Origin of the sequence: Ensifer sp. Root423 (assembly GCF_001426275.1) — a bacterium.
In the GTDB taxonomy this organism is placed as follows: Bacteria; Pseudomonadota; Alphaproteobacteria; order Rhizobiales; family Rhizobiaceae; genus Ensifer; species Ensifer adhaerens.
Genome location: NZ_LMEG01000001.1, coordinates 317,269 through 342,847, shown reverse-complemented (window position 1 = coordinate 342,847; position 25,579 = coordinate 317,269). Strand labels below are relative to the sequence as shown.

Annotated in this window: 29 protein-coding genes and 2 pseudogenes; 22 read left to right on the top strand and 9 right to left on the bottom strand. The window is 64.5% G+C overall.

The window, feature by feature from the left end:
- Positions 1-63 precede the first annotated feature (63 nt).
- Both ASD01_RS01705 and pdxR read right to left on the bottom strand, forming a co-directional pair.
- Positions 64-651 (bottom strand): hypothetical protein, encoded by a 588-nt coding sequence (locus ASD01_RS01705; RefSeq protein ID WP_060528764.1) that lies wholly within the window; start codon positions 649-651, stop codon positions 64-66.
- A gap of 128 nt (positions 652-779) precedes the next feature.
- Entirely contained in the window at positions 780-2,291 is a 1,512-nt protein-coding gene (pdxR, locus tag ASD01_RS01700) for a MocR-like pyridoxine biosynthesis transcription factor PdxR (RefSeq protein ID WP_051659291.1), read from the bottom strand.
- A 93-nt stretch (positions 2,292-2,384) separates the two neighbouring features.
- On the opposite strand from pdxR, the gene ASD01_RS01695 reads away from it, so the two are divergent.
- The 11 genes from ASD01_RS01695 to ASD01_RS01645 all read left to right on the top strand — a co-directional run bounded on the left by ASD01_RS01695 (position 2,385) and on the right by ASD01_RS01645 (position 10,163).
- Positions 2,385-3,008, top strand: a complete 624-nt coding sequence (locus tag ASD01_RS01695; RefSeq protein WP_034792971.1) for an FMN-binding negative transcriptional regulator — start codon at positions 2,385-2,387, stop codon at positions 3,006-3,008.
- A gap of 131 nt (positions 3,009-3,139) precedes the next feature.
- Entirely contained in the window at positions 3,140-3,772 is a 633-nt protein-coding gene (locus tag ASD01_RS01690) for a LysE family translocator (RefSeq protein WP_034792969.1), read from the top strand.
- Positions 3,773-3,911: 139 nt separating this feature from the next.
- Entirely contained in the window at positions 3,912-5,498 is a 1,587-nt protein-coding gene (locus ASD01_RS01685; protein WP_034792967.1) for an acetolactate synthase large subunit, read from the top strand.
- 284 nt (positions 5,499-5,782) lie between these two features.
- Complete coding sequence (locus tag ASD01_RS01680; protein ID WP_034792964.1) at positions 5,783-6,019, top strand: helix-turn-helix domain-containing protein; 237 nt, start codon at positions 5,783-5,785, stop codon at positions 6,017-6,019.
- Between the two features lie 546 nt (positions 6,020-6,565).
- Entirely contained in the window at positions 6,566-6,775 is a 210-nt protein-coding gene (locus ASD01_RS01675; RefSeq protein ID WP_034792962.1) for a cold-shock protein, read from the top strand.
- Positions 6,776-6,901: 126 nt separating this feature from the next.
- Positions 6,902-7,177, top strand: coding sequence for a hypothetical protein (locus tag ASD01_RS01670; protein WP_034792960.1), 276 nt, complete (start codon positions 6,902-6,904; stop codon positions 7,175-7,177).
- A 47-nt stretch (positions 7,178-7,224) separates the two neighbouring features.
- Positions 7,225-7,461 (top strand): 30S ribosomal protein S21, encoded by a 237-nt coding sequence (rpsU, locus tag ASD01_RS01665; protein ID WP_034792958.1) that lies wholly within the window; start codon positions 7,225-7,227, stop codon positions 7,459-7,461.
- Between the two features lie 43 nt (positions 7,462-7,504).
- Positions 7,505-7,726: a hypothetical protein gene (locus tag ASD01_RS01660; protein ID WP_034792918.1), complete on the top strand. Its 222-nt coding sequence runs from the start codon at positions 7,505-7,507 to the stop codon at positions 7,724-7,726.
- Positions 7,727-7,906: 180 nt separating this feature from the next.
- Positions 7,907-8,290: a hypothetical protein gene (locus ASD01_RS35240; RefSeq protein ID WP_060516030.1), complete on the top strand. Its 384-nt coding sequence runs from the start codon at positions 7,907-7,909 to the stop codon at positions 8,288-8,290.
- A gap of 597 nt (positions 8,291-8,887) precedes the next feature.
- On the top strand, positions 8,888-9,802 hold the full coding sequence (locus ASD01_RS01650; protein ID WP_034792908.1) for a pyridoxal-phosphate dependent enzyme: 915 nt from the start codon (positions 8,888-8,890) through the stop codon (positions 9,800-9,802).
- A 115-nt stretch (positions 9,803-9,917) separates the two neighbouring features.
- Positions 9,918-10,163: a hypothetical protein gene (locus ASD01_RS01645; protein ID WP_034792901.1), complete on the top strand. Its 246-nt coding sequence runs from the start codon at positions 9,918-9,920 to the stop codon at positions 10,161-10,163.
- A gap of 107 nt (positions 10,164-10,270) precedes the next feature.
- On the opposite strand, the gene ilvC is transcribed toward ASD01_RS01645, so the two are convergent.
- Positions 10,271-11,290 (bottom strand): ketol-acid reductoisomerase, encoded by a 1,020-nt coding sequence (gene ilvC, locus ASD01_RS01640; RefSeq protein WP_034792899.1) that lies wholly within the window; start codon positions 11,288-11,290, stop codon positions 10,271-10,273.
- Between the two features lie 177 nt (positions 11,291-11,467).
- Positions 11,468-12,115 (bottom strand): TetR/AcrR family transcriptional regulator C-terminal domain-containing protein, encoded by a 648-nt coding sequence (locus ASD01_RS01635; protein ID WP_034792897.1) that lies wholly within the window; start codon positions 12,113-12,115, stop codon positions 11,468-11,470.
- A 230-nt stretch (positions 12,116-12,345) separates the two neighbouring features.
- Here ASD01_RS01635 and ASD01_RS01630 point away from each other — a divergent pair, with 230 nt between their 5' ends.
- Positions 12,346-12,924, top strand: a complete 579-nt coding sequence (locus tag ASD01_RS01630) for an AAA family ATPase (RefSeq protein ID WP_034792881.1) — start codon at positions 12,346-12,348, stop codon at positions 12,922-12,924.
- Between the two features lie 24 nt (positions 12,925-12,948).
- Here the strand turns inward: ASD01_RS01630 and argS are convergent, their stop codons facing one another.
- Both argS and ASD01_RS01620 read right to left on the bottom strand, forming a co-directional pair.
- A complete protein-coding gene (argS, locus tag ASD01_RS01625; protein WP_060528763.1) occupies positions 12,949-14,652 on the bottom strand; it encodes an arginine--tRNA ligase in 1,704 nt (567 codons plus the stop codon).
- Positions 14,653-15,039: 387 nt separating this feature from the next.
- Complete coding sequence (locus ASD01_RS01620) at positions 15,040-15,888, bottom strand: LysR family transcriptional regulator (RefSeq protein ID WP_034792878.1); 849 nt, start codon at positions 15,886-15,888, stop codon at positions 15,040-15,042.
- Between the two features lie 178 nt (positions 15,889-16,066).
- Between ASD01_RS01620 and ASD01_RS01615 the strand changes: the two genes are divergently transcribed.
- From ASD01_RS01615 to ASD01_RS01585, 7 genes are all read left to right on the top strand, one after another.
- Positions 16,067-16,675 carry a cysteine hydrolase family protein gene (locus tag ASD01_RS01615; protein ID WP_034792874.1) on the top strand — a complete coding sequence of 203 codons (609 nt, stop codon included), beginning with the start codon at positions 16,067-16,069 and terminating at the stop codon, positions 16,673-16,675.
- Between the two features lie 176 nt (positions 16,676-16,851).
- Complete coding sequence (locus ASD01_RS01610) at positions 16,852-18,189, top strand: efflux RND transporter periplasmic adaptor subunit (RefSeq protein ID WP_034792871.1); 1,338 nt, start codon at positions 16,852-16,854, stop codon at positions 18,187-18,189.
- 19 nt (positions 18,190-18,208) lie between these two features.
- Complete coding sequence (locus ASD01_RS01605) at positions 18,209-20,152, top strand: MacB family efflux pump subunit (protein ID WP_034792868.1); 1,944 nt, start codon at positions 18,209-18,211, stop codon at positions 20,150-20,152.
- 92 nt (positions 20,153-20,244) lie between these two features.
- Positions 20,245-20,670: a hypothetical protein gene (locus ASD01_RS01600; protein WP_034792865.1), complete on the top strand. Its 426-nt coding sequence runs from the start codon at positions 20,245-20,247 to the stop codon at positions 20,668-20,670.
- 166 nt (positions 20,671-20,836) lie between these two features.
- Positions 20,837-21,235: a hypothetical protein gene (locus ASD01_RS01595; protein ID WP_034792862.1), complete on the top strand. Its 399-nt coding sequence runs from the start codon at positions 20,837-20,839 to the stop codon at positions 21,233-21,235.
- 44 nt (positions 21,236-21,279) lie between these two features.
- Complete coding sequence (locus ASD01_RS01590) at positions 21,280-21,981, top strand: Type 1 glutamine amidotransferase-like domain-containing protein (RefSeq protein WP_034792859.1); 702 nt, start codon at positions 21,280-21,282, stop codon at positions 21,979-21,981.
- Positions 21,978-22,550, top strand: coding sequence for a nucleotidyltransferase family protein (locus ASD01_RS01585; protein ID WP_034792856.1), 573 nt, complete (start codon positions 21,978-21,980; stop codon positions 22,548-22,550). Before ASD01_RS01590 ends, ASD01_RS01585 begins: the two co-directional genes overlap by 4 nt.
- 66 nt (positions 22,551-22,616) lie before the next feature.
- Here ASD01_RS01585 and ASD01_RS01580 read toward each other — a convergent pair whose 3' ends face one another.
- Positions 22,617-22,841: a DUF1127 domain-containing protein gene (locus tag ASD01_RS01580; RefSeq protein ID WP_034792853.1), complete on the bottom strand. Its 225-nt coding sequence runs from the start codon at positions 22,839-22,841 to the stop codon at positions 22,617-22,619.
- Between the two features lie 113 nt (positions 22,842-22,954).
- Here ASD01_RS01580 and ASD01_RS01575 point away from each other — a divergent pair.
- Positions 22,955-23,815, top strand: a pseudogene (locus tag ASD01_RS01575) (LysR family transcriptional regulator); the annotation flags it as partial.
- A 60-nt stretch (positions 23,816-23,875) separates the two neighbouring features.
- Here the strand turns inward: ASD01_RS01575 and ASD01_RS36410 are convergent.
- Positions 23,876-23,965: pseudogene (locus tag ASD01_RS36410) on the bottom strand (DUF2280 domain-containing protein); the annotation flags it as partial.
- A gap of 33 nt (positions 23,966-23,998) precedes the next feature.
- Here ASD01_RS36410 and ASD01_RS01570 point away from each other — a divergent pair.
- Positions 23,999-24,190, top strand: coding sequence for a hypothetical protein (locus tag ASD01_RS01570; RefSeq protein ID WP_034792850.1), 192 nt, complete (start codon positions 23,999-24,001; stop codon positions 24,188-24,190).
- On the opposite strand, the gene ASD01_RS01565 is transcribed toward ASD01_RS01570, so the two are convergent.
- Positions 24,187-24,462: a hypothetical protein gene (locus ASD01_RS01565; protein ID WP_034792847.1), complete on the bottom strand. Its 276-nt coding sequence runs from the start codon at positions 24,460-24,462 to the stop codon at positions 24,187-24,189. The genes ASD01_RS01570 and ASD01_RS01565 overlap by 4 nt on opposite strands.
- Positions 24,463-24,713: 251 nt before the next feature.
- On the opposite strand from ASD01_RS01565, the gene ASD01_RS01555 reads away from it, so the two are divergent.
- On the top strand, positions 24,714-25,463 hold the full coding sequence (locus ASD01_RS01555) for an SDR family oxidoreductase (protein ID WP_034792821.1): 750 nt from the start codon (positions 24,714-24,716) through the stop codon (positions 25,461-25,463).
- Positions 25,464-25,579: the final 116 nt, after the last annotated feature.

Sequence of the window (25,579 nt, the reverse complement as noted above, 5' to 3'; positions counted from 1 at the left end):
CGAGTCTCTCCCCTGAGCCTGCTTTCCGGAGGCTAGTAAAGACCGCCATGCAAGGCAAGGACGTCAGCCGTGTCCCCCATTTTTGGACACCTGCCCATCTTGGGGCGGGACCGTGCGGTAATGGTCGACGGCGAAGCTGAAGAGCACCTTGAGCATGAAGAGGCCTGAGACCGCCATCATCGCCGGCGTCAGACCGGGCAGAAGCGGCAGGCCGGCAAGGCCAATCGCAGTGAGCAGCCCGCCGACGAAGGTCTGCGCCTCCCGCCCCGCCAGCCGGTTGACGAGCGCGGCCGCTGCGATCGTATAGGCCCAGACGACAACCGCGGCCGCGATCCCGCTGCCAAGAAGCAGCGCGACGAGGACGATGTGGAAATGGATGGCGATGAATATCCAGCGGTTGCGCGGCCGGGCTGCGTAGAAATCATTGGTCGACGGCGTGAAATTGGCGACGCAGCCGGCGGCGATGTCGAGCACGAGAACAAGCGCCAGCGCCGCCCGCCACCAGGCAAGATCGGCAAGCATCGACCCCGTAGACAGCGCAAAGACGACGGCAACGCCGGCTCCGAACAGGAGTATGGCGGCGAGATAGGCGAGTGGTTGCTCTTCACCGAAAACGTCGTGCAGGTGGGGATGGATGCGAAGAGATCTCATGGAGGTCGCCTGGGCAAACGCGGAATGGCCGCCACTATGAAGGGACGTTGGCCGGGCGCAAGCGGCTAACCGTAACGTGCCGCCGGGATGCCCAGCCGCGCACGGGCTCCGCTCCGCCCGCTCCCGACCTAAGACGGCTTCGCCTCCGCCTTCTCGTCGCCCCAGGACCGCAACACCTGCGCAAGTGCTGCCACGCCCTTGCCGATCTCGGCCGCCTCGAGGCTCGCATAGCCCATGACGATGCCGGCCCGGTCCGGCCGGTGGCCGGCATCACCTGCCGCATAGAGGGGCGAAACCGGATAGAGGCCGACGCCAGCCGCCCGCGCTCGCGCGATCAGCGCGTCTTCCTGCGCCTTTTCCAACTGCTCGAACCAGACGACCACATGCAGGCCGGCATCGGCGCCGGATATGGTCACCGCGTCGCCGAGCTCCGCCTTGAGCGCCGTCAGCAGGGCCTCCCGCCGGCGGCCATTGTTGCGCCGGCTGCGGCGGATGTGGCGCTCATAGGCGCCGCTTGCAATCATCGCCGCCAGTGCTTCCTGCTCGAGGCTTGGCGAATGGCGGTCGATCAGTTGTTTGGCGGCGGCAAAGGCCGGGACAAGCGGCGGCGGCACGACGAGATAGCCGAGCCGGAGCATCGGCGACAGGCTCTTGGAAATCGTGCCGAGATAAAGCACGTTTTCCGCCTGTCCCATGGTCTGGAGCGGCGGGATCGGCCGGATGTCGTATCGATATTCGCCGTCGTAATCATCTTCGAGCACATAGGCCCCGGTTCGCCTGGACCAGGCCAGAAGCTCCTGCCGCCGCCGGGCCGAAAGCACGCTGCCGAGCGGGAACTGATGCGAGGGCGTGACATAGGCGAGCCTGGCATCCTCCAATTGTTCGAGGATGTCGGTCCTCAGCCCTTCCGCGTCGACCGCGAGGGGAACCACCGCGGCGCCGGCGGCGGCAAAGACCCGGCGCGCCATCACATAGCCCGGATCCTCCATCGCCACCCGGTCGCCAGCATCGACGAGCACGCGCGCCGCAAGGTCCAGCCCCTGCTGCGAGCCGTTGACGACGACGATCTGATCCGGATCGCAACTGAGCCCCCGCGCGCGCCAGAGATAGGCCTGCAGGGCCATGCGCAGGGCAGACGAACCGGCGGGGTGATCATAGGCAAGCCGCGGCCTTCGCCGGCGGAGCGCCGCGTTGACCGACTGCCGCCACGCCTCCTCCGGAAAATCCGCGGCCGACAGGTCGCCGTAACGAAAGTCGGCAATCAGCCGAGCAGAAACCGGCGGCATCCAGATCGGCCCGTCGCAAAGGGCAGCCCCCAGGCGTGACAGGCGAACCGCCGCCGCACCCTTGTCCCGATGCTTCTGGCTCGCTGGGCGCCCGGGCGCGGCCACCGAGCCGGGACCCTGCCAGGCCGCAAGCAACGCAACCCGCGAGCGCGCGCCCTGCCGGCTTTCCAGATACCCCTCGGACAGAAGCTGCTCATAGGCGGCCGTCACCGTCGTGCGCGAAACGCCAAGCTCGGCGGCGAGCGCCCGCGTCGACGGCAGCAGCGCCTCGGCGCCATAGGTGCCGTCAAGGACCTGTGCCTTCAGCGCCTCATAGATCCGCCGGGCGGTCCCGACCGTCGCCTCTTCTTTCATCGTCACAAACTGGCCCACGTATTTATACGGAAACTGGATATTCTTGGCCGTCCAGTTTGCCTCTATGACGGGACGAGCACAAGGAGCGAGATCATGTACACACCGCCTGCCTTCAAGGAAGAAACGCTGAGCGTGTTGCACGACATCATCGAGGCGGCTTCGCTTTCGACCCTCGTCACCGCCACGGCCGATGGGCTGCTTGCGAGCCCGCTGCCGCTGCTGCTTGATCGCAACGAGGGGCCGAACGGCACGCTCTACGGCCACGTCGCCCGCGCCAACCCGCAAGGAACGACACCGGTCATCGGCGCGGCTATGGCGACCTTCATGGGGCCGGACGCCTATGTCACGCCCTCCTGGTATGCCTCCAAGCGCGAACACGGCAAGGTCGTGCCGACCTGGAACTATGTCGCCGTGCACGCCTATGGCGCGGCCGAATTCTTCACCGACGAGGACCGGCTGCTCGACATCGTCACGCGGCTGACCAACCGGCATGAGGCCGGACGAGCCGAGCCCTGGCAGGTCAGCGACGCGCCCGCCGCCTTCGTCAAGGCGCAGCTTCGCGGCATCATCGGCCTCAGGCTGCCGATCGAGCGTCTCGACGGCAAGCGCAAGATGAGCCAGAACCGCAGTGCCGAGGACCGCACCGGCGTCGCGGCAGGGCTTGCCGCCAGCGCCCGCCGCGAGGATCGCCTCGTCGCTGAGGAAATACCGGTCTGACCACGGACGAACGGACCGCCGGCGGCTGACCCGCCGGCCCGAGCACTTGTGATTTTCCTTCAACTTTCCCGCGCAAGCCCTTACAACGACTCCCGCAAGAGGCCACGCAGCAGCAGACGAGGTATAACCGCATGCCATCGCTCGACATTCTCCTCACCTTCTTCGTCACCACGGCGATCTTCGCCTATATCCCGGGCCCGGCCATGCTCTACGCCGCCGCGCAAACCGTGGCCCGCGGCCGCTCTGCCGGAATGATGGCCTCGCTTGGCATTCATCTCGGCTGTTACGTGCACGTCATTGCCGCGGCTGCCGGCCTTTCGATGCTGTTCCATGCGGTGCCGACGCTGTATCTGGCAGTGAAGCTTGCAGGGGCCGCCTATCTCGTCTGGCTCGGCTTCACGCTGATGCGTACCAAGGCGACGGGCGACGGCAGCCTGCCCCTGACCGAGGCGAAATCGGCACGCCGCGCCTTCTTCGAGAGCATCACTGTCGAAGTACTGAACCCGAAGACCGCGATCTTCTTCGTCGCCTTCCTGCCGCAGTTCACCGATGCGTCTGCCGCCTTCCCGATCTGGGTGCAGTTCCTGCTGCTCGGCGCCCTCGCCAATCTGATGTTCTCCTCGGCCGATATCGTCTGCGTGTTCCTCGCCGGCGCCGTCGTCTCACGGATGCGCCGCTCCGGCAGGGCGCAGCGCCTGATGCAGCGCGCCGGCGGCACAGTGCTGATCGGGCTTGGCGCCCACCTCGCCTGGCAGCGGACCTGATGCCCGTCCGTTGAGCCGGCGCAGCGCCAGCCGATTGGCGCTGGCCGACTGGTGCTGCGCCGGGTGGCTCGCCATGCCCCGGTTGCACCGGCGCAAGTTGCCGCTATCATGCCCTTGAGGGCCATCGAGGGATACGCGCATGGGAGAAGGCGGCCAGGGAATTCGCACCACCGGCGCGGATGTGCTTGTCGATACGCTGCTTGCAAACGGCGTCGACGTCTGCTTCGCCAATCCCGGCACCTCGGAAATGCACTTCGTCGCGGCACTCGACCGCAAGCCGGAACTGCGCTGCATCCTCGGCCTCAGCGAAGGCCTCGTGACCGGCGCCGCCGATGGCTATGCGCGCATGACCGGGCGCCCGGCAGCGACCCTTCTGCACACCGGCCCTGGCCTTTCCAACGGCCTTGCCAACCTGCACAACGCCCGCCGCGCCCGGGCGGCTGTCGTCAACATCGTTGGCGACCACGCCTCCCATCACCTCCCGCTCGACGCACCGCTGACGACCGACATCGAGAGCTTGGCCGCGCCGATGTCGAACTGGGTCCGGCGCGTGAAGGATCCGGCTGATGTCGGTCCCACCGTTGCCGCCGCCGTTCAGGCCGCGCTGACGCCGCCGGGTGTCGCCACCATGATCCTGCCCGCCGACGCCGCCTGGGGAACGCTTGCCCTTGCCACCGCGCCACAAAAGGCGCCCATCGAAGCGCCGCGGCCGGCCAGCGCCGAGACGGTGCGCGAGGTAGCCCGCCTGATACGTTCGAATCCTCAAGGGATCGCCATGGTCGTCAGCGGCGCTGCGGCGCAGGCCGATGGCCTGGCCGTCGCCGGGCGGATCGCGGCTGCGTGCGGCATCCAGCTTTTCAACGAGGTTCTGGTCGCCCACACCCAGCGCGGCCGCGGACGGGTCGCGCCGGCGCGCATCCCCTACCCGATCGACATGGCGCTCGCCACGCTCAAGGACGTCCGCGTTCTCATCCTTGTCGGCGCGCCCGAGCCGGTCGCCTTCTTCGCCTATCCCGGCATGCCGGGCCGGCTGGTGCCGGAGGGCTGCACGGTCGCAACCCTTGCCCGCCATGGCGAAGACCTGAAGGCGACACTGGAGGCGCTTGGTGACGAACTCGGCGTCAGCCCGACCGGGCCGCTGCCAACGGCAGGCACCCCCACCGACACCGGCGAGCCCTCGGGCCCGCTCACCGAAGACGCGATCGCCGTCATCGTCGCGCACAAGGTGCCGGAGGACGCAATCGTCTGCGACGAAGGGGTCACCTCGGCGCGGCGCTTCTTTGCCCTGTCCGCCTTCTCCGCACCGCACGACCTCATCATGCAAACCGGCGGCGCGATCGGCGACGGTATCCCGCTTGCGACCGGCGCGGCCATCGCCTGCCCCGATCGGAAAGTGATCTGCCTGCAGGCCGACGGCAGCGCAATGTACAACATTCAAGGCTTGTGGACCCAGGCGCGCGAAAACCTCGACATCGTCACCGTCATCTTCTCCAACCGCACCTATGCCATCCTGCATGCCGAGATGCGCAATGTCGGCGTCGGGGAGATCGGCACCAATGCGCGGCAGATGCTGAACCTCGACAACCCCGCGCTCGACTGGGTGTCGCTTGCCCGCGGCCTTGGCGTCGAAGCTGCCGTTGCCACTTCCTGCGAGGCCTTCGCCGCGCTCTTTTCCGCAGCGCTGTCGCGGCGCGGACCGTTCCTGATCGAGGCGCGCCTGGCGTGAGTTTCGGCGCCGTTTTCGCAGTCCTTGGGACGGCGATTGGCGAGCAGCCGCGGTACCCCAGATCGCCTGGAAAAGGACCGTCCAGCACCCGATAATCACAGGGTAAGATATTGATATAAATATGATTTTTACAAAGATTCGGGCGCAAACTTGCGCCTGCGGACTTCTCGCTTATATTAGCGACGCCCTAGGTTCGCACTCATCTGCCTTGAGTCGCATTTCAGTTTTGGGCCCCCTTCAACCGGCAGCGTTCTTTGCCGGTGGACCAACGAAGGAGACACTTCATGTCCTTTAAGAAAGACCTAACCAAGGCTCCAGGCGCATCTCTGTCCCGCGTCAAAATCGGAGCCGCCATCAAGCGTTCGCGTGAAACCGCCGGTTATTCGGTTGACGATCTGTCGGTCACGACAGGCCTGACGGAAATTGAAATATCCAAGATCGAGCTCGGCGCCGATACCGATCCCGCCAAGCTGCAGCGCATCGCCGCCGCACTGCAGGTCTCGCCGCAGACCTTCACCTGAAAAGCGGGGGCGGTGCGCGACAGATACGCGTACCGCCGCCTGACCTCCCCTGCCACCGCTGGCCGGCGTGTTTGCTTTACCCCGTAGCCGATTAAAGGACAAAAGCATGCAGGATTTCAAAGTTCTGCAGCGACCTTCGCCCTTCTGACAAGACGCCCGGCGCTGTCGGGCGCGATGCGGAAGGCCAAGCCAGACTTCTCCCGACAGCAATCACACAAATGCACCGCCTCCAAAGCGGTCGCGCTGTCGGCTGACCCATGCGCCATATTCAGTCTCCATTGGCAGGGACCGAGCGTTCAATAGAAAGAAAAATAGCGGCACGAAAACCCGCATTTTCAGGCCTTTGACAAGGCTTATACAAGGACGGGAAAATAGATAATTTAATATTTTCATTGAGTTTCAAAAAGTATCGTCTATATATCAACTCATCGAATATTGCTTGTGACCTTTGACACAGCGCTTATGCGCGGCCAGATCTCCTCTCAAATATCGATCACCGCCAGAGAAATATTTTCTGGCAAACTCCACGATTGAAAGGAAATCGTCATGGCTTCGGGCACTGTAAAGTGGTTCAACAGCACCAAGGGCTTCGGCTTTATTCAACCGGATGACGGCAGCACCGACGTGTTTGTCCATATCTCCGCAGTAGAACGCGCTGGTCTGCGCTCGCTCGCCGACGGTCAGAAGGTGACCTTCGACGTCGTCGCCGACCGCAAGTCGGGCAAGAGCTCGGCCGACAATCTGCGCGCCGAATAATTTGTCATTCGCCCTTCTCTGACCACGGATGTACTGGCAGGAAAGGCTTGAATGACGGGAAGAGGTCGGGGAACAACCCGGCCTTTTTGCATCTTTGGCCCCTTCACTTCCGATATGGAGCTCGTCATGAGCCGCACGGCCTGCGAGATCGGCGACAGGGTCAAACTGAGGGCATCCGCCACACAGTCGGCCTTGGTCAGCCCCTTCGGCGTCATCGTCGGCCTTTTGCCCACGGAAGATCGCGGCGAGCCCCGCTTTCGCGTACGGGTCGACGGTGAGACATTTGAACGCTCGGTCCTTGCGACCGACATCGAACACGCCGAGACCGCCACACCGGACCCCGCTCAGGCGGAAGCTACCGGCCCCTGGCTCAAGAAACTGAGCGCCAAGCGCGGCAGATAGGCGCATGCGCCTCGCCCGCGCTGCAATCGACAACAGGAGAACATGTTTTGCAGGTACTCGTTAGAGACAACAACATCGACCAGGCTTTGCGCATTCTGAAGAAGAAGATGCAGCGCGAAGGGCTTTTCCGCGAGTTCAAGGCCCGCAGCAGCTATGAAAAGCCGTCGGAAAAGCGCGTGCGGGAAAAGGCGGAAGCCGTCCGACGCCAGCGCAAGCTGGCGCGCAAGAAGCTGCAGCGCGAAGGCCTGCTGCCCAGCCCCAAGAAGGCGGCGCGCACGCGCTGACCCCTCTGGGTCGGCAGCACCCGCCCGTTTCAGGAGACAGGTCATGACGCCCAACGCTAACGCAGCATTCAAGCCGGCCAAGACCTCCGCGAGCGACAAGGCGGCCGCAACCGATCATACGGCGAGAGCCATCGTTGCGGCTGAAAAGATCGCCCGCGACAAGAAGACCGAAAAGCTCAAGGCGCAACGCCTTGAGCGCGCCGCCGCCGAACCGGCCGCGGAGGTGTCCGCAAGCAAGCCGGCCCGGAAATCGCGCCGGTCCTGACTGACACAGAAAAACACACACCCTCCTGGCCGCCGGCAACGGGCGTCAACCCTGAGGTCATCCCAGCACGGTCCACCCGAGACGGAAAGACGCTCCGGGGGTAGAGTTCCTGGAAGCGCGCCTTGGGCGCTCGCACGCATGCGCCACGCAAACGACAGTTCCCATCAACAGGAGGGGCCTATGTCATCCGCAGAGCAGCATCCACTGATTCCCTCGGACCTTGCCATGCTCGACGGCGTGCTGCGGCGCGCGGGCTTTCACCAGCATGTCGACCTTGATGACCAGGAAAGCCTCCGTCTTGCCGCCGTCTTTCTGATCGGCAGGTTCCAGGCGGGCGTTATCACCGCCGATGCCCTGCTTTGCGAGCTTCAGGGCCGGAGCGGGCAGCGCACTCCGCGTCAGATTGAAACCGCAAATCTCGAACAGTGGGAGAACGATGGCGGCGCGCCGCAAAGGCGCAGCGCCGTTACCCGCTACACCGGCGCCCGACGCCTCCCCTGGCCGGAGGCCATGCCGCCCCGGGACCTGGCCTCGTTTGCTCGTAAAGGCCCCAAATCGGGATGAGGCTTGTGTGCTGGAACGCAAAAGGGTGCCGCCAAGGGGATCTTCCTTGTGCCGGACACTTTTGAGGCGCATGGTTTGACGATCGACACGGGCCGACTTGGCTTATCGCGGTGTGAGGGGCTCTCGAGCCGCCATATCCTCCTTTATCGACAGCAGCGCATGCGCGCGTTCGCGCCAAGGCGAGCCGCCGTCTGGCCAATTTCGCGGGCTGGGTAGCAATTGTCGTCACTGCCGAATTGCGGGCACCGCATTTCGCTCGAACGAACGGCGACGAGCCGCCGCTTACTCACGATTGGACGAACCCATGTTCCACACGCTGACACACAGACTTCGCCGATACGACTATACCCTGGCGGCAATCAAGGCGTCACTCGTCCTGTCCCTGCTCTTCGTCGCGTTCGTGACGCTAAGCGGCCTCTTGTGGTGACGGCCGCCGCAAATCCATGATGTTCCGTGAGATGACACGCAGCCATCCGCGACGGAGTGCTTCCCCATATTGCGCCGACGTGGCGATCGGGGGCAAATTGCCTCACGATTCTCCCTGAGCTCCGTCACACCGGGGCACCCATCGGCATCGCGCCCGCAACGGAACATCTCATGCCACTTCACCTCGAAACTCCGCTGATCGAATCCCTGCCGCTGGGTCTTGCCTCGGGCCGCTCAATCTTTCTGAAGATGGACGCGCTGCAGCCACCGGGTTCGTTCAAGATCCGCGGCGTCGGCGCTGCCTGCGAGCACCACGCGCGCGCCGGCAAGCGGCGCTTCGTCTCCTCCTCCGGCGGCAATGCCGGCATGGCGGTCGCCTATGCCGGGCGCATGCTTTCGATCCCTGTATTCGTCTTCGTTCCCGAAACGACGACCGAGCGCGCGAAGGGCCTGATCCGCCAGCAGGGCGCCGACGTCATCGTGCACGGCACCGCCTGGGATGAGGCGAATGCAGCCGCCCTCGCCTCCCTCGATGCCGACACCGCCTTCATCCATCCCTTCGACGACCCGCTGCTGTGGACCGGTCACGCGACGATGATCGACGAGGTCGCGCGATCCGGCCTCGCCTTCGATGCCGTGGTGCTTTCAGTCGGCGGCGGCGGACTGTTTGCCGGCGTTGCCGAGGGGCTCGCGCGCAACGGGCTTGGCCACGTGCCGATCCTTGCCGTCGAGACCGAAGGCACCGCTTCGCTGGCCGCCTCGATGGACGCGGGCTCGCTGACGGAACTCCCCTCCGTCAGCGGCATCGCAACGTCGCTCGCCGCCCGCAAGGTCAGCGAGCGCGCCTTCGAGCTGAGCCAGACGCGCCCAGTCGAGAGCGTCGTCGTCAGCGACACGGACGCCGCGCAAGCCTGCATCCGCTTCCTCGACGACCACCGCGTGCTGGTCGAGCCCGCCTGCGGCGCCGCCCTCGCCGTCGCCTACGCCCACGCCGACCGGCTGGCGCGCTTCGAGCGCATCCTGATGATCGTCTGCGGCGGCGCGACGACCACAGTCGAGCGGCTGCAGGCCTGGCAGGAGTTTTGAACCAAGCGCCCGAGCTCCCGGCCATTGATATCAGGTTGATCTGGAAATCACCTCTGCGCGAACTTATGTCCGGTACGTAACCACAGCGTGTTCCGGCTCGCGGCAGGGAAGGCAGATGCTTGATACGTTCATTCGCCATGCGACGACCACCCTCCGGGTTCTCTGGTGGATGACGATCGTCGGCACGGCGACCACTTTCGGCACCCTTTACGGCTGGCAGGGTTACGGCTTGGACGGCGCAATCGGCTTCGGTCTGGTTGGTTTCACCGCTGGCGCGGCCTTTGCCGCCCTGTTCCCCGAAATCTGTCTTGAGCTGTTCGGAAGGGTCTTTCTGGGCGTCTTTCGGCTTCTCTGGGATTAGTCTGACCCAATTCCAGGAAAAGCGTGAAGCTATCCGGGAGATGTATGCCAAACGAAAAAAGCCGGAGCATGCGCCCCGGCTTTTCTCATTCAACCGTTCGATAATGCTTAGTTCTTCGCCTTGTCGACCAGCTTGTTCTTGCCGATCCAGGGCATCATGCCGCGGAGCTTGGCGCCGACTTCTTCGATCTGGTGGCTGTCGTTGACGCGGCGGATGCCCTTGAAGCGAGCCGCACCCGACTTGTATTCCTGCATCCACTCGGAGGTGAACTTGCCGGTCTGGATGTCCTTGAGGACGCGCTTCATCTCGGCCTTGGTTTCTTCGGTGATGATGCGCGGACCCGTGACGTATTCGCCCCACTCGGCCGTGTTCGAGATCGAGTAGTTCATGTTGGCGATGCCGCCTTCATAGATCAGGTCGACGATCAGCTTTACTTCGTGCAGGCACTCGAAATAGGCCATTTCCGGGGCGTAGCCGCCTTCGACCAGCGTTTCGAAGCCGGCGCGGATGAGCTCGACGAGACCGCCGCACAGAACGACCTGTTCGCCGAAGAGGTCGGTTTCGCACTCTTCCTTGAAGTTGGTCTCGATGATGCCCGAACGGCCGCCGCCGACGCCGCAGGCGTAGGAGAGAGCGAGGTCAAGGGCGTTGCCCGAAGCGTCCTGGTGAACGGCAACGAGGCAGGGAACGCCGCCGCCCTTCTGGTATTCGCCGCGAACCGTGTGGCCCGGGCCCTTCGGCGCGATCATGACGACGTCGAGCGAAGCCTTCGGCTCGATCAGGCCGAAGTGAACGTTGAGGCCGTGGGCGAAAGCGATCGCAGCGCCGTCACGGATGTTGCCGGCGATTTCGGCCTTGTAGATTTCGGCCTGGAGTTCGTCCGGGGTCGCCATCATGATGAGGTCGGCCCACTTGGCGGCTTCTGCTACCGAGAGAACCTGGAGACCGTCGGCCTCGACCTTGGCAGCCGTTGCCGAACCCGGCTTCAGAGCGATGCGGATTTCCTTGGCGCCGGAATCCTTGAGGTTCAGCGCATGGGCGCGGCCCTGGCTGCCGTAGCCGACGATGGCGACCTTCTTCGACTTGATCAGGTTGATATCGGCATCACGATCGTAATAGACGCGCATTGTTGTGGTCCTTCCCGTTGTTTGTCAGTTGCTTCCGCTGCATTACCCGGGAGCTCCGGGCCCTGCAGCAATTCCTGGTGTCGCAGCGACCTTTGCGCTTCTTTCGAAGCGCGGCGCTGTGACTTTTCTTTGCCGCAGCGACCTTACGCTTCTTTCGAAGCGCGGCGCTGCGGGCCGTTACCTTTTCGTGCCGTAAAGCGAAAGGAAGGCGGATACCGCCTGCTCCGCCTTGCGGCCAAAACTTTGTCTCATCTCGCCGGCCTCTTCGCCGAGCAGCATCTTCAGATGCCAGTCGGAGACGATCAGCCCATAAAGCGCGCCATAGGCCTCGTCGGCATCGTCGAACGTCAAGAGGCCCGCCTTGCGGCCGGCTTCGAGCAGCGCTGCGGCCCGGCGGCCGATCTGCCGACGCCCGCGTTCCTGCAGCATGTGGCCGAGCTTGGAGCCGTCGCGGCTCGCCTGGCCGATCGCCAGACGGTTGAGCGCCAGCGACACGTCACCGGCGAGAACCTCAAGCAGATCCTTGGCAAAAACGATCAGATGCCGCTGCAGGCTCTCGGCATCGAGCGCGCGGGCGGCAACGTCCTGCGTGCGCACCTTGCTCGCCTGGAAGCCGATCATCGCCGAAATCAGCCCGTCGCGATCGCCGAACCACTTGTAGAGGCTTTCCTTGGAGCAATTGGCAGCACGCGCGATGCCGGCCGTCGTCAGCGCCTTTTCGCCGCCGTCGACGAGAAGTCGCAATGCCTGCTCGAGAACGGCGCCCTGACGTTCCGTCAGCCCCTCCCCGGCATTCGCCTCTCTCATCGCCACAGTCATCTGCACGCTGCCTCGCCCTCGATCAGTACCGTACGGTACGGTTCGCAGTGTTCTAGTGAAGCCTCTCCAGAGCGTCAAGACGATTCTTGCAAAGGGGCGAAATTTCGACGGTGACGGCGCAGAAGCCGCGCCATAGGGTGCGAACCGACGGAATGGAGGTCGACCTGCCCTCGTCAGACGTAGGTGTTTGATCGTGGCGCGGTCGATCACGCGATCGATGGAATGGAGTCCAACGCATGCAGCAGCCGGCCCTCGGGATCCTGATTGGAGGAAGCTCGCATGTCGGGAAGTCGACACTCGCCAGGGCTCTCGCAAGTTCGCTCGGGCGGGAGCTGATCTCGACGGACGATCTGGGCCGCCATCCCGGCAGGCCCTGGCCGTCGGTCCGTCCTCAGGTCGCCGAGTACTATGCAAGCCTGACCGACGAGACCATCCATTGGTTCCTGAAGGTGCACCACGAAAACATGTGGCCGCGCATCCGCCAGATCATCGAAAGCCGCCTAAAACACGCTCAACCCTTCGTGCTTGAAGGTGCCGCGCTCCGGCCGGAGTATATGGCTCAATTCGAACAAGAGGACATCCTCCCCCTGTTTCTCTACGCGGATGACGCTTTCCTGCGCCGGCGTATGCTGGAAGAATCTCGGCGCGCAGATGCTGACGGGACGAAGGCCGCGATCATCGACAAGTTCATCGAGCGCTCGATCCGCGAAAACAGAGAGATGCTGGAGGCTGCCGGAACCGCCGACATCCGGTGTATCGATGTCGCGGCGCCCGGGACGCTCGACGCCTTGGTGAAAGAGTTTTCGGCGGCCTGATCACCGAGGTCGGCCAACCGAACGTTACATGCGCCGCACCGGCTCCATTCCAAGAAGCTCCAGACATTTCCCGATGACCTGTGCGACGAGCCTGCATGTGGCAAGCCGACCCGACGGATCATCTGCCTTCAGCACCGGGCAATCCGCGTAGAAGCGGCTGAACGCATCTGCCACCTGGTAGGCCCGGTCGGCGATCTCGAAGGATTCGAGCTGATGCGCCGCCTGCGAAAGCGCATGCGGATACCAGAGACATTCCATCAGCACGGCCCGCTCGGACGGATGGCTGATCGAGACCATCTCGGCTGGAACCATGCCCGCCTCCTCGGCCTTGTCCAGGATCGATGAGATCCGGGCGTAGGCATATTGAAGATACGGACCCGTCCGCCCCTCGAAGGAGGTCATCCTGTCGATGTCAAAAACATAACCTGTGTTTCGCGGCGTGGAGAGGTCGGTAAACTTCAGGGCGCCGAGACCGACGGCCGTGGCCGCCTCGCCGTCAGTCACCTTTTCCGACGACTTGGCAAGCGCCAGATCGATCATGTCGCCGACCGATGCGGCCGACCCGTCGCGGGTCTTGAAGGGCTTGCCGTCGCTGCCACGAACGGTGCCGAAGGTCGCGTGCCGCAGTTCGACGCCATCGGCATAACCTGCCGTCCGCGCCGCCGAAAACACGCTGGCAATATGCAGCGCCTGCCGGTCGTCGGTGCAATAGACGATCTGCTCTGTACCGAGATCGCGCACCCGCTGGCGCAGCGTCGCGAGATCCGTCGTGCCGTAAAGCGCAGCGCCGTCGCTCTTCTGAAGAAGCAGAGGTGGCGCATTGTCTGGAAGTCCGTCACCGGCGACATCCATGACAAGAGCACCGTCGCTCTCCCGAGCGAGCTTGCGGGCAACGAGGTCGGCAAGCATGGGCGCGACTTCGGCATGCGCATCGCTTTCCCCCTTGAACAGGTCGAAATGCGCCCCTAGCACCTCTGCTGTGGCCGAGATCGCGACCAGGGAAATGGCCCGCATGCGCCCCCAGGCCGCGGTCAGGAGTGGATCTCCGTCCTGCAGTCTCGTGGTCAGCATCCGCGCCTGCGCAAGCGACGTCTCGTCCTCGCAGGCCGCATTGCCCGACCTGTAGAGAATGCCAAGTTCATCGACGGTCATGGCATCGAATGCGCGGGGATCGATGAAGGGCGCGGGATCGCCGGCTTTCCATCCGGCGGCCAAGGCCGCACCCAACAGAAGCTTGCCCATCTGCAGGCCCCAGTCGCCGAGATGGATATCGGACAGCACGTCGTGGCCGATCTCAAGCAGGATGCGCCGCAGGCTTTCGCCGATGACGAAGGAACGCAGGTGCCCGACATGCAACGCCTTGGCGACGTTGGGTCCGCCGAAATCGATGATGGTGCGCAGCGGCTGCACCTTCTCGGCGGCAAGCGACCCATCGGCCAGCATCGCCGTCGCCTCCGCGGCAACCGCCGCATCCGTCAGCCGGACGTTGATGAAACCCGGACCGGCGACGGACACTTCCGCGAATTCTTCGCCGCGTGCCGCCTCGGCAACCTCAGCGGCAAGTTCGCGCGGATTCCGGCCGGCGGATTTTGCCAGCCGCATCATGTCGTTGCATTGGAGATCGCCGAACTCGGGCCGTGTCGACCGGGCGATGGAGGGTTCGGCTTTAAGGCCGTTCAGTTCATAGGCGCGAGCAAGGGCTGCGAGTGCTGCCGATTTGACGGACATGGATCATTTCCTGAAATTGCATGAAAAGGAGCGCAAAAGCGTTGAGAGCTTCAGCGTCGTCGTTCTGCAATTTTCGGAACCATGTTCATGGCAAGCCTCGAGATTGGAGCCCTTCAATAGTCCGTTCGGTGACCGCTGGCAATGTTATGATCGGCTGCGCCGTCACTACGTTGGTGTGGCTCAGAAGGCCCCCTCTTCCGCCTGACGGCACCCACTCGCCCAACAAGGCCCGCCCGATTTCCCGCTAATCGCGGACCCCGTTCGCGGTGCCGGCAGCATGGCACGTCACCTATATCCCCGCCCGCGGGGAGAGGGTTATTCCTCGGGTTAAACCCGATGAGCGGGGCAATGCCTCTGGACACGCGAACACCACGCCTCAACCAACACCTACTTCCACCCCCGAACCGCCTCTTCGATGAAAGCCGCGACCGCCGCCACGCTCGGCACGCGCGCCCGTTCCGGGTGCATCATCAGATAGACTGGGCGCTCGGCGGCCGCCCCCGGTTCGTCCACCGCCTCGAAACGCGGATCGCGTGAGGCCGAAACCTCCGGCAGCATCAGTTCGGCGCCGAGCGAAAGGGCCGCCTCCATCAGGATCTCCAGCTTGTCGGCCGTCAGCGCCACGCGGGCATCCGGTCTGAGCCGGTCAAGCGCCTGCATCTCCGGCACATGGGCGAGTGCCGGGCCGTAGCGCACGACCGGGCATGGGCCTTCTCCCTGCCCCCTCGGCCGGAACAGGCGGAAACGCAGCGTGCCGAGGCTCTTCACCCGCACACTGTCTTCGCCGGTGCGGGCCATGCGGATGGCGATGTCGGCCTCGCGCCGCTCGATGCTCAGCATCTGGTTGTCGGCAACGAGATCGAGGGTGAGGCCCGGATGGCGCTGTTCGAGGCGGGCAAGCGCCGGCGCCAGGATGGCGCTCAAGACGAAGCCGATGCTGGTCACCCGTACCTGGCCCTGCAGTTCCGCCGTGCGCCGCAGCAGCGTCGCCAGCGACAGCGACGCCTCCTCCGAGATCGTCCGAAGCCGCTCGACGACGGGGGAAAGCACCGGCGTCGGCGTCAGCCGGCCGTCGATGCGGTCGAAGAGCGCCGCCCCCACCCGCCGCTCCAGCGCCGCAAGCCGGCGCGACACCGTGGTCTGGTCGACACCAAGCGAGCGCGCCGCCTGGCTGAGCGTCGCACCGCGCACCAGATGATCGAGCAGTTCGAGATCCGCCCATCCCCCTGCATTCATGCAGATAGTCCTCCGAAAAATTCGGATCACTCTGCGCCAACGCAGCCGCTAAGATCAAGCCCATAGACCGACCGCTTCGACGAACCAACGCCAGGGCTACGGCCCCGAAACCACCGCCCGGCCAGGGCGGCCTTCCACCAAACACCCTGCACCGTCCGCACAAACAAGGAGCCTTCCCATGTCCGATTCCGCGCCCGCAGCAACCCTTTTCACACTTGCCGGCGTCACGCTCGCCCCGCCGCCGCTTGGCGAAGCGACGCTGGTGCTGATCGACTACCAGAACGAATATCTGGCCGGCCCCGTGCGCCTGGTCGAGCCGGAAGCGGCGATCGAAAAGGCGCGGCAGTTGCTGGTCGCCGCTCGCGCCGCCGGCGCGAAGATCATCCACGTCGCTCATAAGGGGGCCGCCGGCGGCATGTTCGACCGGGGGGCGCACCGCGGCGCGATCGTCGATGCGCTGACGCCAATCGCCGGCGAAGCGGTGGTCGAGAAGATCCGGCCCAACGGCTTTTCGGACACCAACCTTGCCGAAATCATTGGGCCGGCCGGCACGCCGGTGATCTTCGCCGGCTTCATGACCCACAATTGCGTGTCGTCGACGGCCCGCGCGGCCAAGGATCTCGGCTACGGCATCACCATCGCATCCGATGCCTGCACCACACGCGACCTGCCATCGGCAAGCGGCACCATCTCCGCCCGTGCCCTGCATGACGCCGAACTTGCCGGCCTTGCCGACCACCACGGCGCGGTCGTCAATGTCGCCGCGCTGATTGCGGCACGCAGCTGAGAGACCCGTCGTTCCCTTCGAAAACGGGCGTCCGCAGCTGCGGGCGCCTTTCTCTTGCCATGCAGATGGCGAAGATTACGAAAATATAATGATCTCAATGCTTTTCGCCGGGTCCATTCGCTTCTATTTTTGAACCTATCCATTTTGGCATCGGCGATGCCGGTTAGGCGCAAGCGATGAACAAGACAGCCAAGACGGCGCGAGCCGACACCACGCCCCGAGACGATGCGGCGCCCAACGTCACCTTCATTCCCGGTGCGGTGAAGACGGTGAAGCGCAGGCGCCGCTCGCGAGCCTGGCTGTGGCTGCCGGTCATCCTCGCCGTCGCCGGCGCCGGCTATTACGGCTGGACGCGCTATGGAGAGAACCCGGCCTCGACCGCAATGGTGACCGAGGTGGTGACCCGCGGCGACATCGAAAACAGCGTGACCGCCGTCGGTACGCTCGACGCGGTCAATTCCGTCGATGCCGGCGCCCAGGTCTCCGGCCAGTTGAAGGCGCTGCATGTGGCGATCGGCGACACGGTCACGCAAGACCAGCTCGTCGCCGAGATCGATCCGGCCACCATCGAGAACCGCATAGAGATCGACCAGGCGGAGCTTGCCAACCTTCAGGCCCAGCTCATTTCCAAGAGGGCGCAGCTCGTCCTCAAGCAGGCCAATATCGACCGCCAGCGCAATCTCGTCGAAACCCGGAGCGTGGCGCAATCGACGCTCGACCAGGCGATTGCCGATCTCGCCGCCGCCGAGGCCGACGTCAACGCCATCGAGGCGCAGATCCGCAAGCAGCAGGCGACCCTTGCCGGCGACAAGGTCGATCTCGGTTACACCAAGATCTACGCGCCGATCTCGGGCACCATCGTCGCCAACCCGGCCAAGGCCGGCCAGACGCTGAATGCCAACCAGACGACGCCGACCATCGTCACCATCGCTGACCTCTCGACCATGACCGTCAAGGCGCAGGTGTCGGAAGCAGACGTCACCCGGCTGAAGGTCGGCATGGATGCCTATTTCACCCTGCTCGGCCAGCCCGGCAAACATTTTGCCGGCAAGCTTCGCCAGATCCAGCCGATGCCGGACACGGCCAACAACGTCGTGCTCTATTACGCACTCTTCGACGTGCCCAATCCCGAAGGCGAACTGATGATGTCGATGAGCGCCCAGGTGTTCTTCGTGCAAGCCGCCGCCAAGGACGTATTGATCGTGCCGAGCGGCGCCTTGAGCCATCCGGCCAAGGGTACGGGAGATGCAACGGGTGAGAGCAACGGCCGACGCGACGGCCAGAGAAACGGAACCGGAAGCGGGCCCCGCAAGGCGCAGGTGACCGTGGTTACGGCTTCCGGCGCGCTCGAAACCCGCGACGTCGAAATCGGCATTCGCAACCGCGTCAGCGCCGAGATCAGAAGCGGCCTCCAGGAGGGCGAGAAGGTGGTCGTCAGCACCGGATCGACAGGGAGCGGCAACGCCCGCGACAACCGAAACCAGCGTGGCATGCGCATGCCGCCGATGTTCTGATCCAAGCTCGATAGTGGCCATGACCCCGCTTCTCTCACTCAGGCACGTCAGCAAGACCTATTTCAACGGCGACCTCGCCGTCGAGGTTCTGCACGGCCTGTCGCTCGATATCGAGGCGGGCGAGTTCGTGGCGATCGTCGGCCAGTCGGGTTCCGGCAAGTCGACGCTGATGAACATACTCGGCTGCCTCGACCAGCCGACCGGCGGCGACTACCTGATCGATGGCGAGAGCGTCGCTACCCTCGACAGTGACGAGCTCGCGGCCCTTCGCCGCCGCACCTTCGGCTTCGTCTTCCAAAGCTACAACCTCATCCCGACAGCAAGCGCCAAGGAAAATGTCGAAGTACCGGCCGTCTACGCCGGCATGTCCGCCCGCGACCGGCACGACCGCGCCGAGGCGCTGCTTGAAGCGCTGAAGCTCGGCGAGCGCCTCGACCACCGGCCGGGCCAGCTGTCGGGTGGCCAGCAGCAACGCGTCTCCATCGCCCGCGCGCTGATGAACGGCGGCCGGGTGATCCTGGCCGACGAGCCGACCGGCGCGCTCGACAGCCAGAGCGGCTCGGATGTGATGGCGCTGTTGCGCGACATGAACGATCAGGGCCATACGGTCATCGTCATCACCCATTCGCGCGAGGTCGCCGAACAGGCCGACCGGCTGATCGAGATCCATGACGGCCGCATCGTCGCCGACCGCGCCAAGAAGGCCCGCGTCAACGCCGAAGGGGCGGCCGCCCTCGCCCGCCATGTCAGCGAAGGCTCGGCCGCGATCGCCGATGTCACCGAAGCCGTCAAGATGGCGTTCCGGGCGCTGAAGGCCAATCTGTTCCGCACCATCCTGACCCTGCTCGGCATCGTCATCGGCGTCGGCTCGGTCGTCGCGATGCTGGCGATCGGCACCGGAGCGCAGGATTCCGTTCTGAGCCGCATCTCGTCGATGGGCTCGGACCTGCTGGTGGTGCGGCCGAGCATGGCGAATTTCCGCGGCAGCGCGGGCGGCAGCAACGTGACGCTGGTGCCCGCGGACGCGGACGCGATCCTGGAGGTGCCGAATGTCGCCTTCGCCGTGCCGGAGATGACCAGTTCCGTCACGCTTCGCCGCGGCAATGTCGACTATCAGACCACCGCCAACGGCACCGTACCGCAGTTTACCACCGCCAAATCCTGGAAGATGGCCAAGGGCGAGTTCATCAACCAGAACGACATGGACACCTACGCACCTGTGGCCGTACTCGGCCAGACGGTCGTGAAAACGCTTTTCCCCGACGGCGACAACCCGATCGGACAGTATGTGCTGGTCAACAAGATCCCCTTCCAGGTGATCGGCGTGATGGCGGAAATGGGCGCCACCTCCTTCGGCAACGACCAGGACGACGTGGTGCTGGTGCCGCTTTCGACCGGCAGCATCCGCCTCTTCGGCCAGCGCAACATCCGAACCATCACCGTTCAGGTGAAGGACGGTTCGGCGATCGACATCACGCAGCAGACGATCCAGGCGCTGCTCGACCAGCGCCACAAGCGCCAGGACACGCAGATCACCAACATGTCCTCCGTGCGCGAGGCCTTCACCGAGACCTCGAACACATTGAAGCTGTTCCTCGCCTCGGTGGCCGCGATCTCGCTGCTCGTCGGCGGCATCGGGGTCATGAACATCATGCTCGTCTCGGTCAGCGAGCGCACCCGAGAGATCGGCGTGCGCATGGCGACCGGCGCCCGCCAGCGCGATATCCTGCTGCAGTTCATCATCGAGGCGCTGGTCGTCTCGGCGATCGGCGGCACGCTCGGTGTGGCGCTCGGGCTTGGCACCGGCGCGCTTGCCGGCCAGTTCGGCATGCCCGTTTCCTTCACCCTCGGCCCGGTGGCGCTCGCCTTTGCCTGCGCCTTCCTGACCGGCCTCGTCTTCGGCTTCCTGCCCGCCCGCAACGCCTCGCGCCTGCAGCCGGCGGTGGCGCTGAGCGCGGATTAGGCAAAAGCCACGCTCCTGCCCGCCAGACGATAGACAAGTGTCGCGACACGACCCAAGATGGCAGGCACTGCATGCTTGGGGGATGATTCGCGATGTGGAAGGCGTTTGCAGTTCTCTATGGGCTGCTTTTCATTTTCATGCTGTCATCGGCTTTCGTCACGCTACCCCCTGAAATCGCGGTGCAGCTGTCGTCCGCCGACCGAGCCCTGTTCTATGCGGGCCTGGCCGTGGAATTTGCTGCCATGATAGGCGTCTTTGCCTATGCCTTCGGCCTGAGGGTCCCGCCCTTGTCATTCTGGCGGCCATTCAGCTGGGTTCTCGCCTGCTGGTGTCTCTACACGTTGATGGCCGATGCCTGGGATCTCGTCACGCTCATTTCCAGCCCCCAGCCCGGAGACGAAGGCCTGCTGTCGGCCTCCCTCGGTTTGCTGTTCCTGCTCCTTCTCAGCTATTTCGGCTGGCTCGGCGTCTGGCGCTATGGCCGCCGCATAGAGCAGCAGCCGGCCGCCATCGGCTGACAGCGGAACGTCAGCGCGCCAAGCACTCCGGTGAAAGAATGAGAGAGCGGGCGGCATGCAGGCCGTTTGAGGCGTAAGGCCTTGCGACAACCTCGCCCGCCGAACGATAGACAAGGCGCCCATCACCGCCGAAGCTGCCACCAACGCAGATACAGGATGATTCGCGATGTGGAAGGCATTTGCAATTTTCTACGTGCTCAGCCTTGCTTTCGGCCTGGTCATAGGCGCGACGCTGCTCCTGAGCTTTTGGGACGAGATGGCATACGGGATCAAGATCCTCGGCGGCGTCAGCCTGGTCATGGCGCTGGCAACGGCGATCGGTCTCGTCGCTTACGCCTTTAATCTGCAGGTCCCGCCGTTCGGGTTCTGGCGGCCCTACAGCTGGCTGCTCGGCATCCTTCTCGGCGGCCTGTCGCTGATCAGCGTCGTGCGATTTGCCGGTCAGTTCGAAGGCGGTGACGACCTCACCACTCTGCTCTGGCTTTGCCTGTCGCTTCTCGTCAACTATTTCAGCTGGCTCGGGATCTGGCGTTACGGCCGCCGGGTGAAGGCGATCGCGGGCTAGCCCGAGCGAACCGGGCTATGGCCCTTCGTCACGACAGGAAAGACATGCTCAACCTCGTCCTCTATAGCGACCAGATCGTGCCCGCCTGCTCGGCGATCGACCTCAGGCTTGTGGAGATGATGGCGGCAGGCGGCGCTGGAAAACGCATCGCCTATGTCGCCTCCGGTCCGGAACGGGACCGCGGCTTCTTCCTTGCCGGGCAGGCCTATTACGGCAGGCTGGGTCTCGATCTCGCGCTGTTCTTCGATCTCGACGAACCGCATTCGGCAGACGACATTGCAGCGCTCTTCGCCTCAGACGCCATTCACCTTGCAGGCGGTCACACCGGCGGCTTTCTCGAACGGCTGAAGCGAAGCGGCATGCTCGGGCCGCTTCGCGACTGGGCACAGTCCGGCGGCATCCTCATCGGCGTCAGCGCCGGCGCCATTCTCATGGCGCCGACGATCGCGACCGATGCGCTCTTCATCGGGCTGGAGCCGGAGGAAATCACCGACGGCGATGCGCTTGATCTCGTGCCCTTCGAGTTCTTCCCGCACCTGAGCGACGACAAGAGCTACCTGCCCGCTCTCTTGCGCTACAGCCTGTCGACGCCGCGACCGATCCTTGCCTGCAACGACGGCGACGGCATCGTCGTTGCGGGCACTCGGATCGAGTGCTTTGGCGATCCTCTATGGATCTCCGCGGGAGCCGCGCGAGCGCCGGCGGAACGCATGCTTCAAGGCTTCATGCCGATGCATATTCCATGACGGACCTGCAGACTATCATCCTGAAGAGCCCGCTCTTGGCTCCGATCCTCGATCGCTGGGTCCGGATTGCCCTGCCCGATGGCTGGCTGGCGGCCGGCGCGATAGCGCAGACCGTCTGGAACCATGCGTTCGCCCTGCCGCCGACGCACGGCATCGGCGATATCGACATCGTCTATTTCGACGGTGACGACCTCTCGCAAGAGGCGGAGGCCACGCATGCGAAGCGGATCGAAGGCCTGTTTGCGGATCTACCCGTGCGGATCGACGTCAAGAACGAGGCACGCGTTCACCTCTGGTACGAGGAAAAATTCGGCACGCCGATCAGGCCCTATCTATCGGCGGAAGAGGCGATCGCGACATTTCCGACGACTGCGACCGCCGTCGGACTTCGCCCGTCCCGGGGCGGACTGGAGATCTGCGCCCCTTTCGGCCTTGTGGACCTGCTCGCACCGATCGTGCGCGCCAACAAGAGCCAGATCACCCGCGCCATCTACGAGCGCAAAGTGGAACGGTGGCGCGCCCTTTGGCCGGGCCTTGCGATCGAAAGGTGGGACGTGAGGCCGGCTTGAGACGAGACGCTCCTGTCACTGGCGCCCCACCAGTTGTGGTCGGGAACAGTGCGCGGGCCGAAACCGCTACATCGCGCCCGCCCGTGCGGCGTCCGCATGCGGAACGACGACGGCCCCTTCGCGCGCCGGAACCGGCGCAACCTTGCGCCTTCCCAGCTGAGCTTCCGCCTCCGTCAGGCCGATATCGGCCAGATGCTCAGCATCCAGTTCGCGCAGTTGCTGCAGTTGCCAGTACCGCGAGCGCGGCGAAGCAACGAGATAAAGACCGAGTTCCCGGATCATGTCGAACATCCATGTTTCTTTTCCAACCATGGACACAGTCTGCGCCTCGACATCTCCTAAAAGAAGCTTAGCATTCCTATTCCACGCATAAGAGAAACTTTGACAATAAGAGAAACCTGGCCATGAGTGCTCTCAACCTCGATTATCTCAAAACCTTCGCGCTGGTCGCCGAACTCGGCAGCTTCTCGGCCGCCGCCGAGCGCCTGGGCCTGACCCAGCCGGCGGTCAGCCTGCAGGTGCGGGTGCTGGAGAAGCAGCTCGGCGTGCGCCTGGTCGAGCGGGTCGGCCGCAGGGCGCGGCCGAGTGCGGCCGGCGAGGAGCTGCTGGCCCATGCCGGCAGCATCGAGGCTGCCACCAGCCGGGCGATCGAGGCCGTCGCCCGCCACGCCAAAGGCGTTCTCGGGCGCGTCCGGCTCGGCACCGGCGCCACCCCGTGCGCCTTCCTGCTGCCGCCGCTTCTGGCCGATCTCAAGCGCCGCTTTCCTGATCTAGACATCACCGTGACAACCGGCAACAGCGCCGACATCGTCCGCGCGGTCGACGAGAACCTCATCGACATCGGCCTCGTCAGCCTGCCCGTTTCCGGCCGCATCTTCGATATCACGCCGCTCTTCGACGAGCGCTTCGTGGCGATTGCGCCGCTCGGAAGCGCCCTGCCCGATACCGTCACGCCCGCGATCCTGGCTGAACGGCCGCTGATCCTCTACGAGCCCGGCGCCAACACGCGAAGGATCACCGACGAATGGCTGGCCACCACAGGCACGACCGTCAAGCCGGTGATGGCGCTCGGCAGCGTCGACGCGATCAAGGAGATGGTCGCCGTCGGCCTCGGCTCAGCCCTCGTTCCGGAAATCGCCCTTCGCCCCGGCGACCGGGAACGGCTGGTGGTGCGGCCCGTCACCCCAACGCTCTTCCGCCGCTTCGCCCTGGTGCTTCGAAGCGACAAGCGGCTGGACCGGGCGCTGCGCGAAACGCTGGCCGCGCTGAAGACAACGGCGACTGGACTAGATACGCCCGAGGGCCGGACGCAGGGCCGCCAAAGGCGCCGCAGCGACGACGGGCGGGCTGTCGAAGCATGCCAGAGCCTTTACGATGTAGGTCTTGACCTCATCGCTTAGTTTTGGTTTGGCCATTGATCTGTCAAAGTGCAGTCAAAGGAGCAAGCAGTGACGAAGTACGATCCCGACAGATTGAAACTCCGCATCCAGGGACGCGGCCTGAACACATGGAACTGGCAGCTACTGCTTGATGGCAAGCAGCTCATAAAATCCGGAACCATCTCGGGCTCAAGACGCAATGCCGAAGTCGCGGCTGAGGCAGTCATGCGCGATATGTCAACTGCGCCGGATAAAGACTAAGCGAATAGAAGCTGGCAGGTGCCGCAGGCATGGGCGATCTGCACTCTGGCGATCTCGGGTTTCTGGTTGGCTGTATCGACCATGGCCCGGACGCCGGCAGCATCTGCACCATTATGTCTGACCACGCCGGCGAACGCCTCGGACGCCGTGTGCACGGATGACGAAGACTGGGCGGCCGGGTTGTGGCCGCGATAGTCGGTCAGTGCCGCCTCCCCGGTGATCAGCCGGAAGGCGTCGGGCTTCGCCACCATCGACCAGAGCCGCCTCTTCATGCAGGCCGTGCCGTTGCATTCTCCGTGCCGACGCTGAAGTCGAGGTCCGTCTCGATCCGCGCCGCGCCGCAATGGCGGCTGCCGCCATAGGTCCTCAGCATCCCTTCTTCCCTGCCCTCGTTGTCGGCCCGGACTATGCCACCGGGGCGATTGAGAATCTGCGCCGTCACAATCACCGATCGGAAATCGGGTGGGCGCTGATGCCCGCCGGCAGTAGTCAGGGCGCATCAATCAAGAGAAGGGAAAAGTCCATGACCATGCTGCAAGACAAGATCGTGATCGTCACCGGCGCCTCCTCCGGCATCGGCCGTGCGGTCGCCAGGCTCTTTGCCGCCGAGGGTGCGAAGATCGTCGCCAACGCCCGCGGCGAAGAGCAGCTTGACGCCGTCGTCGAAGCGATCCGCGAGGACGGCGGCGAAGCGATCGCGGTTGGCGGCGACGTCACCGCGGAAGAAACCCATATCCGGCTGGTGGAAGCGGCGCTCAAGCATTTCGGCGGCCTCGACATCGCCGTCAACAATGCCGGCGCGGTCAACGTCATGAAGCCGGTCGCCGAGATCACGTTCAAGGAATGGCAGCAATCGCTTGCCACCAACCTCACCTCCGCCTTCCTCGGCGCCCGCCACCAGATCCCGGCAATGCTCGCGCGTGACGGCGGCTCGCTGGTCTTCACCTCCACCTTCGTCGGCACCAGCGTCGGTATTCCCGGCATGGCCGCCTATGGCGCGGCAAAGGCCGGCCTGATGGGCCTCGTCAAGGGCATCACTGCCGACTATGGCGCAAAGGGCATTCGCGCCAATGCGCTCCTGCCCGGCGGCGTCGACACGCCGGCGGCCGGCAGCAAGGAAAACAAGGAATGGGCGGCCGGCCTGCACGCCATGAAGCGCATCGCCCAGCCGGAAGAAATCGCCCAGGCCGCCCTCTTCCTCTCAGGCCCGATGGCAAGCTTCGTCTCCGGTGCGGCGCTCTTTGCCGATGGAGGGAACGCTGCGGTGAAGTAACGGCAGCTCAAGCGCCGGGGGCAGATTTCCAGTCATGCTCCCGGTCAACCGGCCTTTTCGGTCCAGATAAGACGACGCCTGTCAGAATGGTATAGCCGGAAAACGCCGGGTTGTGT